Below are 12,972 nucleotides of genomic sequence, written 5' to 3' on the forward strand. Positions count from 1 at the left end.
CCCCTTCTCCCCGGAATCTTCAAACTATGAATCTACAAATTTATATCCTACCCCTCGGACAGTTTCAATATACTGGGGATAGTTGGAATCATCCTTAAGCTTTTGGCGCAAATGGCGAATATGAACATCAACTGTTCGCGTATCTCCGGAAAACTCATAACCCCATACCTTTTCTAAAAGAACCTCCCGAGTGAAAACCTTTCCCTGGTTAGATGCCATCAAAGTCAAAAGCTCAAATTCTTTTGGAGTAAGATCCAGCTTTTCTTCTCCTAAAAAAGCTTCATATTTTTCAGGAACAACAGTTAAATCCTTAAAAACATACGCCTTTTTGCCCATAGCTTTTTCAGCCTGCAGTATTTTAAGCGCTCTAAGCCTTGCTTTTACCCGGGCCACCATTTCCCGGGGGCTAAAAGGTTTTTTGATATAATCATCTGCTCCCATTTCCAAACCTAAAACTGTATCAATTTCTTCTCCTTTTGCTGTCAACATTATAATAGGTATAGTGCAGTATTCCAGCTTTTGTTTCAAAGTCCGGCAAACTTCAAGTCCATCCATATTAGGCAGCATAATATCAAGTATGATAAGGTCGGGCAAATATTTTTCAACCATCTCCACCGCTGTTAAACCATCATAAGCTTCTAAAACCTTATACCCTTCTTTTTCCAAATTAAACTTAACCAGCTCAACTATATGAGCTTCATCATCTACAACCAGAATTTTAGGAGCAGACACAGATATCACCTCATTCCTTAAGTCCAATCACCGCTGCCATTCTCCCGGTAATTCCATTATCACGACGATAAGAAAAAAACTTATTCTCATTGCATAAAGTACACAGGTCGCATATAACAATATTTTCCGGTTTTATACCATATTCAACTAATAGCCTTCTGTTAGTTTCGGTCAGATCCCAGTAAATAGAACCTTCTTTATCGGTTATAATATTATCAAAATCATCAAATTCCTGCTTCATCTGTTTCGCCAGTTCAGGGCTTATTTTAAAACAACACTCCTTGATTCCGGGACCTATAAAAACTTCGATATCAGAAGGATTACTTTTAAAAACATCTGCCATTTTATCCACCGTTTTACAGGCAATACGCAGTGCAGTACCTTTCCATCCGCTATGGGCAAGTCCCACTACATATTTTACCGGATCAAAAAAATAAATACTGTAACAATCAGCATAAAAAGCCATAAGAAAAATATCCGAGACATTGGTAATCATAGCATCATATCCGGGCAGAGCAGTTTTGAGGCTAAAAGCTCCACACCCTTTATGGTCTTTTCCTATAACTGCTATTCTATCGCCATGAACCTGCTCACAGCAGACTACATTATCGAGCTTTGCACCCAGTAAATTTAAAATCTTTCTGCGGTTTTCAAGGACATAAACTTCTTCATCACCTACATGAAGCCCCACATTTAGTGAAGAAAAAGGCCCTTTACTCACTCCTCCTTTTCGGGTAGAAAATAAAGCTTTAACTCCCTTTTTCTCCCACTCAGGTAAAGTAATATAAGAAAGTTCACCTTCATTATGCCATATCCATTTTTTCATCAAAACATCCTTTCCTGCTATTTTCCCTTCATCTGTTCAATAGTTTTTATAAAACTGTCCAAATCCGCAAATTTGCGATAAACTGAAGCAAATCTAACATAAGCTACTTCATCAATTTCCTTAAGCCTGTCCATCACCATTTCACCTATTATCTTGCTGCTTACTTCCCGATCATAATGATCACGCAGCTCCCTTTCAATATCGGCAACAATATTTTCAATTTCTTCCATGCTTATAGAACGCTTTTCGCATGCTTTAGTAATACCGTTTAAAAGTTTTTCTCTATTAAACTGTTCACGGTTTCCTCCATTTTTTATAACCAGAAGCGGTCTTTCCTCAATCCGCTCATAAGTTGTAAATCTTCTTTTGCAGGAATTACACTCGCGCCTTCTCCTTATGCAGGAGCCATCTTCACTGGCCCTCGAATCTACTACCCGGCTTTCATATTCATTACAATAAGGGCAGCGCATCTTACCACCCCCAAAACATATTCTTTAGCTTATTATGCAAAAATTAGCCCTTCAGTTCAACCGATAGTCCTAAAAATTTAGAGGTTCTCCTCATCTAAAAGATAATCTCTGCGGTAAGCATCTATTTCCGTAGCAGACGGAACTTCTACTAAAACTACATCCCGTCCGATGCGAATAATCTTCTCCCAGGGGATTACCAGTTCCTCTCTTTTAGAAAAAATGCCCAGACCACGGTTGCGCCCCGGAAGTATAAGAGCTGTAACCCGTCCGTTTTCTAAATCAAGGTCAATATCTATGATGTTCCCTAATTTTCTTCCATCTAAAATATTTACTACATCCCGGGTTTTAAGATCAGATATTTTTATCATTAGCCTTTTCCCCTTTCTTTTATTATTTAAAACAGTTTTGCAGGTAGGTATTTTTAATATATGAAAAAAAAAACCAAAAGTTGCCCTTCATTAATCTTCAAGAGTTCTTAAATAAAAATAAAAATTCACTAAACACATTTCCTTTTTATGCGATAATATATTATGATGTACATTAAAATGAGGGCTGGACTCTTAATGAGGGGCCCTGCAATGCTGAACGACTGAAGCATTGTATTATTAACAATCCTTAAAGGAGGAAGCACTTTTATGATGAGGGCTCTTTACACGGCAAGCACAGGCATGTATACACAGCAGCTTAATGTTGACACACTAGCTCACAACATGTCCAATGTAAATACAGCAGGCTACAAAAGACAAAGGGTTGAATTTCAGGATCTTCTCTATCAAACATTAAAAAGACCGGCTGCCAACGAAGATACCAATCAGCCGGTAGGGATGGAAGTAGGTCTAGGAGTAAGGCCATCTGCAATCACTACCATCTTTGCTCAAGGAAACCCGCAGCCCACTGATAATCCTCTTGATGTTGCCATCGTTGGACCAGGATTTTTTAAAGTGGAAATCCCGGGGCGCGATGAACCTTTATATACCCGCAATGGAGCCTTTAAAATCGATTCTGAAGGCAACCTGGTAACATCTGACGGATATATTGTAGTTGGGGTTGACCCATTTGAAGAAGGAGCTTATGATATAGTAATTGATAAAAACGGAAATGTCACTTATATGTTACCGGGAGAGGAAGAGCCGGTAGAAGCTGGACAGATCGAGCTGGTTAAATTTATAAACCCTGCTGGACTTCAAAGAATCGGCTCTGGTCTTTTTGTTCCCACAGTTAATTCCGGCGAGCCTGTTGACTGGGATCCAGAAGAAGACCATACTATTCGTTTAGAGGCAGGCTATTTAGAAATGTCCAATGTACAGATTGTTGAAGAAATGGTAAATCTCATAACTGCTCAAAGGGCTTATGAAATTAATTCCAAAGTAATACAATCAGCAGATGAAATGCTGCAGACAGCCGGTAATCTGCGCCGTTAATTCTGAAGAACAGGCAGGGATAAAATATGAAAATAAATCCCCTTAATAATTACTCAAGCTTCTCAACCCTTAAAGATGAAGCAGTTAAAACAACTGAAGAAAATGAATTTCTCAGGCAGTTAGAGAAAGCAGTCAAAGAAAAAGACGACAAAAAATTATATGCTGCCTGCCAGGAATTAGAAAGCGTTTTTTTAAGCAAGGTTTTGCAGGCTATGCGGGCTACGATAGTTCACAGCGATCTTATTGAACACAGCTTTGCCATGGATACCTTTGAAAGCATGCTTTATGATGAATATGCCGAAAAAATAAGCCAAACCTCAGCTACAGGCATTGCAGATATAATATATAAACAGCTTAAAAACAAATAAAACTTAATAACTACATCTCGATATTAAGCGTTAGCTGCTTTTTATCAAAACAGGAGCACTAACGCTTAATTATTGTCTTTCAGCATCATCATTTACAAAAATTTTTTTAATTTTTAGTTTTGCATATATGGTATCGTAAGTACATAAGACTAAAATAGATGCTTATTCAATATAAATTTATGGAAATAAAAAATAAACAGAATGAGGTGAAAATATGCGCACATTAGTCGCTACTGTACTTTATAATTCAAAAGGTCGCGAAATCTACTGCACCATTCCCAAAGTAAATGACGACCAGCTCAAAACCTTGCGCACCTTATCCCGTGAACAGCTGGAAGATGCGGGATTTACCGTTATAAATCTTATATCTCCCGAATTTAAAAATATAAAAGGATATGCCATTTTCTTTGAAGGACATTTAGATGAAATGGGAAAAGTCCTCAGAAACCTTAAACGCGGATGCTAAATCTAAGCGCCGGTTATAACCGGCGCTTATCTTCTTCTATTTTTTTGTCACGCGCACAAATTTTCTTTTGCCTACTTGAATCACCAGCGAGCGATCTATAACCAAATTTTCGTTTTCATATTTTTCTCCATCCACTCTTACTGCTCCCTGGCTTATCATCCGCTTGCCTTCACTGGTAGAAGACACCATCTTATTTTCATACAAGAATTTAGGCAGCCATATTTCACTTTCTTCGAGCTCAACTTCCGGAATGTCATCAGGTATGTCCCGTTTTGAAAATACCAGTCTGAACCTTTCTTCTGCTTTTTCCGCTTCTTCAGCATTATGATACATGGTAATAATTTCCTTGGCCAGTTTAATTTTAACATCTCGTGGATTTAATTCGCCCTTTTCCATCCCTTCGCGATAGTCGTTTATAACTTCCATAGGTACCTGGGTTAAAAGTTCAAAATATCTGATAATCAATTCATCAGGAATAGACATAATCTTGCCAAACATTTCGTAAGGTTCTTCATATACGCCAATATAATTGCCCAGGCTCTTGCTCATCTTTTGCACTCCATCAGTACCTTCTAGGATTGGCATCATTAAAGCAATCTGCGGCTCATATCCGTACTCTTTCTGCAGATGCCTGCCTACCAGAAGGTTAAATTTTTGATCAGTCCCTCCCAGTTCAACATCTGCCTTCAAAACAACCGAGTCATATCCCTGCATCAGGGGATACATAAATTCATGAATGGAGATGGGCATATTTGATGTATATCTTTTATGGAAATCGTCACGTTCAAGCATACGGGCAACCGTATATTTGCTGGCTAAGGTCAGAACATCAGCCAAATTTAACGGCATAAGCCACTCGCTGTTGTAATATACGGTAGTTTTTTCAGGATTGAGAACTTTAAAAATCTGCTCCTGATAAGTAGCTGCATTGGCTTTAACCTGTTCTTCCGTAAGCTGTTTCCGGGTTTCCGATTTTCCTGAAGGGTCACCTATACGGGCAGTAAAGTCACCGATTATAAGATGAACCTCATGTCCTAAATCCTGAAACTGGCGCAGTTTGTTTAAAACCACGGTATGCCCCAAATGTATATCAGGTGCAGTAGGGTCAAGCCCTAATTTTACTCGTAAAGGCCTGTTTTCTTTTATAGAACGATACAGCTTGCTTTTAAGTTCATCTTCCGGCACAATTTCGGCTACTCCACGTGAAATAATTCTCATCTGTTCTTCTACCTGTTTTTTTATATTTTCTTCCATAAAATTACCTCCTTACTAAAAAAAAATGATAGCATAACGAGCTAGATATATGCAATAATTAGGAGGATAAGGTTAATTTTTGTCTTTTTAATACTGATTTAAAATCATATTATACATTTGTTTACATCAAAAAATAAATTCAGGAGGCTTAAATCTAAAATGGCAAAACCAAAAAAGAAAACTAAACCACATAATATCTTAAAAGCCTTTTTATTTATTTTCTTAATAGGGCTGGGGATTTTAGCTGGGGTTTTTGTGTATGCAGTTCATGATCTGCCGGCATTTAATCCCGAGCAGCTTACCGGTGCAGAATCAACCCTGGTCTATGATGACAAAGGGAATCTGGTAAGCAGACTTCATGCCGCAGAAAATCGAACTGAAGTAACCTTAGATAAAATCCCATCTGACCTCATAAATGCATTTATAGCTACAGAAGATCAGGACTTTTATGAACATCATGGCGTAAACTTTAAAGGCATAATAAGAGCTATTGTTGTAAACATCACATCCGGCGACCTTACCAGCCAAGGGGCAAGCACTATAACCCAGCAGCTGGCGCGAAACGCTTTTCTGTCTTTTGATAAAAAATGGGAAAGAAAAGTAAAAGAAATAGTCCTGGCTTTCAAAATTGAATCCAAATACAGTAAAGATGAAATACTCTGCATGTATTTAAACAAAATATATTTCGGAGCCGGGGCTTACGGTGTTCAAGCAGCTGCCAACACTTATTTCGGCAAAGATGTAAGTGAACTTTCCCTGGCAGAATCATCACTTTTAGCAGGTCTGCCGCAAAGTCCAAACTACTACAACCCATTACAGAATTTAGAAGCGGCTAAAGCCAGACAAAAAATTGTCCTCAACAATATGGTAAAATGCGGATATATAGACGCTGATACTGCCGACAAGGCCTATGAAGAGCCTTTAGTCTTCAAGTCTATTCAGAACAATAATATAAAATACGGCTATTTCATTGACGCAGTAATTGAAGAAGCCATTGATATTCTAGGTAAACTTCAGATATACGACGACCCCAATAATGCCATATACAAAGCAGGCTTAAAAATATATACAACCATGAATAAAGATTTACAAAGCTATGCCGAACAGGTATATGCTAATCCGGCTAATTTCCCCAGCCAAAGTAAAAACGGGGAACAAATTCAATCTGCCATGGCTGTGATAGACCACCACAATGGAGAAGTAAAAGCAGTAATCGGGGGCAGAAAATATGAACAAAGGCGCGGATTCAATCGGGCAACTTCAGCCTACCGCCAGCCGGGTTCGTCCATTAAGCCTATAACTGTTTATTCCCCGGCTTTAGAAGCAGGTTATATGCCTTTTTATGTCTTAGATGATTCACCTGTTTCATTTAAACTCAGCAACGGCAGCATATGGTCGCCAAAAAATTATGATGGCAAATACCGCGGACTTATAACAATGCGAACAGCCGTTCAGTGGTCAATCAATACCTATGCTGTTCAGCTTTTAGATAAAGTAGGAATCCGAACTGCCTTTGACTTTGGGAAAGCTATGGGGCTCCTTCTGGTAGACTCTCCCGGCACCAATGACTTGGGTTTGGCTCCCCTCTCCTTAGGAGGGCTTACTAAAGGGGTTACTCCTGTTCAGATGGCTGCTGCCTATGCAGCTATTGCCAACGATGGAGTTTATAATCCGCCTCACTTCATAAGAAAAATAATTGACGACAATGGAGTAGAAATATACAGTTATAAACCAGCAGCCAAAAGGGTGATGTCTTCACAAACTTCATGGCTAATGGGCAATATGTTAGAGACCGTAGTCAATGCGGGAACCGGCACCAGAGCAAAGGTTCCCGGAGTAGTAACCGCCGGCAAAACAGGGACTTCCGAAGAATATAAAGATTCCTGGTTCTGCGGATTCACTCCTGGATATGCCTGTGCTGTATGGATGGGATATGACAAGCATTATACTATGAATAAGGTGTACGGAGGCGGCTATCCTGCCGGAATATTCAGGCAGGTTTTAACAAAGGCACATGAAAATTATAAGCCTAAACCGCGCGCCATACCTCCTGGTATAGTCCGGGTTTCAATCTGCAAAAAATCAGGGAAATTACCTTCTGATATATGTCCTGATAACCAGGTAATTAGCGAATATGCACGCAAAGATGCTGTGCCGACTGAGATATGTGATATCCATGAAGCAGTGTATATATGCCCAGAGTCAGGAAAACTGGCAGGAAAATACTGTCCAAATCCGGAACTCAAGGTTTTAGTCCGGGCTCCGGAGGGAAGCGCCGAACCAGATAAAATTCCGACTGAAAAATGCGACATCCACAATGAACCTAATATATCAGGGATATTTAAAGATGAAGTTTATATCTGCACTGATCCCAGACATGAAGGTAAACTTTACCGGGCTAATATACCAGGGCCTCTTCAGGAAGGAGGATGTCCTAAAGAATATATTGAGAAAATAATACTTCCTCCCGGACAGGATATTCCCTACTGTCCTTTAGAAGACCATCAGGTTAAAAAGCGCAAAGTCAAAGATATAATAGATAATTTTAATGGAAGATAAAATAAACAGCGGGTAGAAAACTGCGATTGTTCTCTACCCGCTGCTTTTTATTTCAGCTCAACTACCGTAACCCCAAAACCGCCTTCATTAAGCATTCCATCACGGAAACTTCGCACATATCTGTGATTTTTCAGATATTCCCGGACTGCCTTGCGCAGGGCTCCAGTTCCCTTTCCATGGATTATGCGGACAGGACTAAGTCCAATCAGATTAGCATCTTCTAAATATTTTTCAATTTCCAGTATAGCCTCTTCGGCAACTTTTCCTCTCACATCTATTTCAGCTGATATATGCTGGGCTTTTTTAAGAAAAGTATTATTTTTAAGCCTACTTTCCCTTTCTTCCGGAGATTCACACAGGCTTATATCCTTGTCTTTTACAGTAAGTTTCATTATACCTATTTGTACAATCAATTCTCCCTGCTTGTTGGGAGGCTCTACTACATACCCTTTTTGTCCCAAGCTTTTTATATAAATATAATCCCCTGCTTTTACTCCTTCTGCCGGTTTAAACCGGATTTCTTCCTTAACCCGCAGTTTGTCAAAATCGATTTCTTTCAATTTATGCCGGCTTCTTTCAATCTCATGCCATTTAGGCGGCTCTTCCTTTCTCTTTAAGAGCTTTTTTAATTCCTGAACGGCCTCTTCAGCTTCCCTCCTTATCTGGCGGACATAATCTTCCGCCTCTTTTCTAGCCTTTGCCAAAATTTCAGCTTTTTCTTCCATAAGCTTCTCTTTTTCTCTGGCAATATTTTCTTTTTCTTCCTTAAGTTTCCTTTGCTCTGTTTCCATCTCTTTCAGCATATTCTGGTAATAATTTCTGGTATCTTTTAATTTTTTTATAACATAGCTTATTTCAGCCTCATTCTCGGGAACCATCCCGCGGGCCTTTTCTACCAGCTCTGCATCAAGGCCTAAACGTGCTGCAATCTCAAAAGCATTACTCTGCCCCGGCATACCAATAGTAAGCTCATAAGTAGGTCTTAATGTAACCGGATCAAACTCGACACATGCATTTTCTACCCTCTCGCGCTGATAAGCAAAATTCTTAAGCTCACTCTGATGAGTAGAAACTATAACCTTAGCCTTCTTTTCCAACAGCTCTTCCAATATGACCCGGGCTAAAGCGGCACCCTCGGTAGGATCAGTGCCTGCTCCCAGTTCATCTAATAAAACCAGCGAATTTTCATCTGCTCTTTCCAAAATAGAAATAATATTAGTCATATGGGACGAAAAAGTGCTGAGTGACTGTTCAATACTCTGTTCATCACCAATGTCAACATATATAGACTTAAACAATGATATACAGCTTTTTTCCCGGGCAGGAATAAAAAGTCCGCACATAGTCATAAGGCACAACAGCCCCACCGTTTTTAAGGTGACTGTTTTGCCTCCTGTATTAGGCCCGGTGATAACCAAAATGTCAAAATCGCGTCCCAGCCTTATATTAAGAGGAACCGCCTCTTTTCCCAAAAGCGGGTGTCTGCCTTTTTCGATTTCAATAATTCCCTCTTCGTTTATTAAAGGCCTGTAAGAATCAGTATTATAAGCCATATAAGCCCTGGCAAAAATAAAATCCAGGCGGCTTAAAATTTCCAAATTTAATTTTAATTCTTCGGCATATACGGCTACTTTATCGCTGAGATCCCTCAATATTCTTTCTACTTCCCGCTTTTCTTCCAGCCTTAAAATCCGTATTTTATTATTCTGCTCTACAACTGCTAAAGGTTCAATGAAAACAGTAGCTCCACTGGCTGATTCATCATGGACTATTCCTTTTACCTCATGGCGGTATTCTTGTTTAACCGGCACTACATACCTTCCGTCCCTTTCTGTAACCAAAGTATCCTGCAGGAGCTTTTGATTATGTTCGGCACGGATAAAATTCTGCAGGTATTCCCTTATTCTCAAACGATTAACATTTATCTGCTGCCTTATATCTTTAAGCTTTAAAGAAGCATCATCCTTAATATTTCCTTCTTCATCTATTGCTTTATCTATTGCTTCTTCTAAATCCTTCATTTCAGCTATATTTGAAACCAGATTTTTTAAGCGAGGATAATTTTCATTCAATAAATATTTTCTGGCAAGATGTGAGTTTCTTATTAAAAGATAAATTTCATAAAGCTCGCCTGAGTTAAGTAAAGCCTTAACTCCAGCCCTGTTGAGACAATCTTTAACCCATTTCAAACCGCTTAAAAATGACGGCTCATGAAAGCGAAGCATCTCCATGGCTTCAGCAGTTTCATCAAGCCACTGATTAACCTGTTCACAATCCGATGACGGTCTGATTTCAGCCACCTTGAGCCTGCCGCCTTCGAAGTGAGTATATCTCATAAGCATATCTTGAATTTTATCAAATTCCAATCTCTCCATCATCTTTCTGTCCATATCACAAAACCCCACGATAATAATGACATTTGGTAAACTGTGAGTTGCTCAATTCTTTAAGCCTTTCCTTATATTTTACCCCTTCAAATCCCTGTCCTTCTTCCCATTTATCTAAAGCATTCCGGTATATTCTGACTGTTTCTTCAACTTGATGGGCATTCATTCTGCGTCCTTCTATACGTATACCTTCTGGAAAAAGCCTCTTAATCCTGGGCAGATCTTCTATAAGGCAAAGGGTACGCGAATTAAAAACATAGTAGTTGCAATAAGCATCAGTCATTACCGGAAATTCGTAGCCTTTGGCATCTTTTATATAATAATCATCCTTGAGGCAGTGGCGCGGACATTTATCCCGGCTTCCTCCCAGCAAATAAGGAAGGTGACAATATCTTGAAAGCATTATAACAAGTTCACCATGAACTAAAAGCTCAGCCTTGCTCAAATCCTCAAAATCTTCAAGCTGTTTAAAGCTCAGTTCAGGCGATAAACATACCCCTTTTGCTCCTTTTTGGACAAAGTAATCTAAAGTATGCTGATTAAAAACATTGAGGCTGTAATCCAACCTGACCTTTGTCCCTTGGTCTAAACACCATTTCATCGTTCCCAGGTTGCCGGCCAAAACCTCTTCAAAACCGTGAAGTATTTCCCGGACAAAATCCCCTGTCCTTTGTATACGCGGGAGAGCAGGAATAATGATAGGATATTCTTTATTAAGCTTCAACAGTTTTTGATTAATTTTTTTATAATCAATCTGTCTCGGCTTTGCAATTTTCTCCAAAGCCAAATATATCCGATCAGCTCCTGCTCTTGCTGCAGCATACGCCTCGGAAATCCCGCTCACTGTTATACTTAAACAGGGTATTTTTCTCTCCTTTTTATTTTTGTCTTTAACAGCATATTCTTTAAAATATCTTTGTTTACTATCATTATATTCCAATTCACTTAATCGACCAGAAACACCGGCATAAATCCGGCACAAGTCCTTACAAGCTCTGCGCCTGGTTTCGTTAATATCACTGAAAGGGACAATAAGACTGTTTTCAAGACCAATAAAATCAAACTTTTTTAGGTAAAAAGGGGTATTCCCCAATCGGTCAATTTTTTCCCGCAAGGTTTCCCTGTTAAGTCCGTGCTTATCTGCCTTCTCAAGCAACGTCCGAGTCTCTTTTATAACATTATGTCCATTCTCATCAGTAAACTCGAGAATTAAAGGTTTTCCTTCCTCTAGATAGGCTTTTACTTCAAGCCCAATTCTGGCAGTTTGATCAGGCTTTATAGTCGATAAAGCTGAAGAAATAAGTTTTTCATCATGGGTCTTAAAAACCCGATCACCTTGAAATACCCGAGCATCCAGCCTTATTGTTATTATATCTCCCTTACCTGCAACAGCTTTTTGGACACCATCTACTTTCATTTCTTTTACAATAAAAGCCGGATTTGGACCTTTACTTACCCATATTTCCAATCCATCACCCAGACGGACTTCATCAGTAAGCTTTATATAAGTAGTAAAATCTTTATCCTGTTTTAAGACCCGTCCTACATTTACTCCGCGGTTATTGGGACGCATTGCGCTTAAAAAATTGTCATCCAAAAATAAATACCCGGTAGATAAATTGCGGTTAAATATTTTTAAAAGATCCTTTTTTAACTCCGAGGTTATCGTATAATCTTTCCCTTCTTTTAAAATATCCAATGCTCTGCGGTAAGTCCTGGTAACTACCGCTACATATTCCGGTCTTTTCATGCGCCCTTCAATCTTAAGCGAAGTAACACCGGCTTCTTTTAACTGTGGAAGATAATCAATCAAGCACAAGTCAGCCGGACTTAAAATATACCTTCCTTTATCCTGAGCCAAAGGTTTTTTATCTCTACCGGAATAAAGCTCATAGCTTAAACGGCACGGTTGGGCACATCTTCCTCTATTTCCGCTTCTTCCTCCTACCATGCTGCTGAACAAACACTGTCCAGAATAAGAATAGCAAAGGGCACCATGAACAAAAACCTCCAGCTCCAATTCAGGAACCTTTTCATGAACCGACTTTATCTCAGGCAAGGTCATTTCCCTTGCCAAAACCGCCCGCTTAACCCCTTCATTATAAAGTAATTCTGCTCCCTTTTCATTATGAACCGTCATTTGAGTGCTGGCATGAACCCTCATATCAGGCAGTATTTTTAAAATTGCCTTCATAAATCCTAAATCCTGAACTATCACTGCGTCTATCCCCAAACAGTAAAGTTTATAAAGATAATCAAGGGCAGGTTCAAACTCCTTATTATCAATCAGGGTATTAATAGTAATATAAATCTTTTTATCGCGGATATGCGCATAGTGGACAGCCTCTTTTATCTCATTCTCACTAAAGTTTTCTGCTCCCTGACGGGCATTCAAGATCTTTCCGCCCAGATATACAGCATCTGCTCCATTTTCTATCCCGGCAACAAAAGAGTCAAAATTTCCTGCCGGAGCCAACAATTCCATTATG

General features: G+C 39.3%; 11 protein-coding genes. 4 read left to right on the top strand and 7 right to left on the bottom strand.

Features of this window, described 5'->3' with window-relative positions:
* Positions 1-24: 24 nt before the first annotated feature.
* From H0Z36_RS03325 to H0Z36_RS03340, 4 genes are all read right to left on the bottom strand, one after another.
* Positions 25-732, bottom strand: coding sequence for a response regulator transcription factor (locus tag H0Z36_RS03325; RefSeq protein WP_296863809.1), 708 nt, complete (start codon positions 730-732; stop codon positions 25-27).
* A gap of 10 nt (positions 733-742) precedes the next feature.
* Positions 743-1,558 carry a peptidoglycan editing factor PgeF gene (gene pgeF / locus H0Z36_RS03330; RefSeq protein WP_296863810.1) on the bottom strand — a complete coding sequence of 272 codons (816 nt, stop codon included), beginning with the start codon at positions 1,556-1,558 and terminating at the stop codon, positions 743-745.
* Between the two features lie 17 nt (positions 1,559-1,575).
* Positions 1,576-2,028, bottom strand: a complete 453-nt coding sequence (gene nrdR / locus H0Z36_RS03335; protein ID WP_296863811.1) for a transcriptional regulator NrdR — start codon at positions 2,026-2,028, stop codon at positions 1,576-1,578.
* 77 nt (positions 2,029-2,105) lie between these two features.
* On the bottom strand, positions 2,106-2,396 hold the full coding sequence (locus H0Z36_RS03340) for a YlmC/YmxH family sporulation protein (protein ID WP_296863812.1): 291 nt from the start codon (positions 2,394-2,396) through the stop codon (positions 2,106-2,108).
* Positions 2,397-2,663: 267 nt separating this feature from the next.
* Here H0Z36_RS03340 and flgG point away from each other — a divergent pair, with 267 nt between their 5' ends.
* The 3 genes from flgG to H0Z36_RS03355 all read left to right on the top strand — a co-directional run bounded on the left by flgG (position 2,664) and on the right by H0Z36_RS03355 (position 4,283).
* Entirely contained in the window at positions 2,664-3,449 is a 786-nt protein-coding gene (gene flgG, locus H0Z36_RS03345; RefSeq protein WP_296863813.1) for a flagellar basal-body rod protein FlgG, read from the top strand.
* 26 nt (positions 3,450-3,475) lie between these two features.
* A complete protein-coding gene (locus tag H0Z36_RS03350; protein WP_296863814.1) occupies positions 3,476-3,817 on the top strand; it encodes a rod-binding protein in 342 nt (113 codons plus the stop codon).
* Between the two features lie 214 nt (positions 3,818-4,031).
* A complete protein-coding gene (locus H0Z36_RS03355) occupies positions 4,032-4,283 on the top strand; it encodes a hypothetical protein (RefSeq protein WP_296863815.1) in 252 nt (83 codons plus the stop codon).
* Positions 4,284-4,319: 36 nt separating this feature from the next.
* On the opposite strand, the gene tyrS is transcribed toward H0Z36_RS03355, so the two are convergent.
* A complete protein-coding gene (gene tyrS, locus H0Z36_RS03360) occupies positions 4,320-5,537 on the bottom strand; it encodes a tyrosine--tRNA ligase (RefSeq protein WP_296863816.1) in 1,218 nt (405 codons plus the stop codon).
* Between the two features lie 159 nt (positions 5,538-5,696).
* Between tyrS and H0Z36_RS03365 the strand changes: the two genes are divergently transcribed.
* Positions 5,697-8,096, top strand: coding sequence for a transglycosylase domain-containing protein (locus H0Z36_RS03365; RefSeq protein ID WP_296863817.1), 2,400 nt, complete (start codon positions 5,697-5,699; stop codon positions 8,094-8,096).
* Between the two features lie 47 nt (positions 8,097-8,143).
* Here the strand turns inward: H0Z36_RS03365 and H0Z36_RS03370 are convergent, their stop codons facing one another.
* Together H0Z36_RS03370 and H0Z36_RS03375 are read right to left on the bottom strand one after the other, a co-directional pair.
* Positions 8,144-10,486: an endonuclease MutS2 gene (locus H0Z36_RS03370; RefSeq protein WP_296863818.1), complete on the bottom strand. Its 2,343-nt coding sequence runs from the start codon at positions 10,484-10,486 to the stop codon at positions 8,144-8,146.
* A 1-nt stretch (position 10,487) separates the two neighbouring features.
* The gene (locus H0Z36_RS03375; protein WP_296863819.1) at positions 10,488-12,968 is read right to left on the bottom strand and encodes a U32 family peptidase; all 2,481 of its coding nucleotides are present in this window, start codon (positions 12,966-12,968) and stop codon (positions 10,488-10,490) included.
* Positions 12,969-12,972 lie beyond the last annotated feature (4 nt).

Source organism: Thermosyntropha sp. (genome assembly GCF_017656155.1).
Classification (GTDB): Bacteria; Bacillota; Syntrophomonadia; order Syntrophomonadales; family Syntrophomonadaceae; genus Thermosyntropha.

Bases quoted from the DNA above. Each gene is read 5' to 3' on its own strand.
- pgeF (WP_296863810.1), bottom strand. From the start codon at position 1,558: ATGAAAAAATGGATATGGCATAATGAAGGTGAACTTTCTTATATTACT.
- nrdR (WP_296863811.1), bottom strand. From the start codon at position 2,028: ATGCGCTGCCCTTATTGTAATGAATATGAAAGCCGGGTAGTAGATTCG.
- flgG (WP_296863813.1), top strand. From the start codon at position 2,664: ATGATGAGGGCTCTTTACACGGCAAGCACAGGCATGTATACACAGCAG.
- H0Z36_RS03370 (WP_296863818.1), bottom strand. From the start codon at position 10,486: ATGGACAGAAAGATGATGGAGAGATTGGAATTTGATAAAATTCAAGAT.
- H0Z36_RS03350 (WP_296863814.1), top strand. From the start codon at position 3,476: ATGAAAATAAATCCCCTTAATAATTACTCAAGCTTCTCAACCCTTAAA.
- H0Z36_RS03355 (WP_296863815.1), top strand. From the start codon at position 4,032: ATGCGCACATTAGTCGCTACTGTACTTTATAATTCAAAAGGTCGCGAA.
- H0Z36_RS03340 (WP_296863812.1), bottom strand. From the start codon at position 2,396: ATGATAAAAATATCTGATCTTAAAACCCGGGATGTAGTAAATATTTTA.
- tyrS (WP_296863816.1), bottom strand. From the start codon at position 5,537: ATGGAAGAAAATATAAAAAAACAGGTAGAAGAACAGATGAGAATTATT.
- H0Z36_RS03375 (WP_296863819.1), bottom strand. From the start codon at position 12,968: ATGGAATTGTTGGCTCCGGCAGGAAATTTTGACTCTTTTGTTGCCGGG.
- H0Z36_RS03365 (WP_296863817.1), top strand. From the start codon at position 5,697: ATGGCAAAACCAAAAAAGAAAACTAAACCACATAATATCTTAAAAGCC.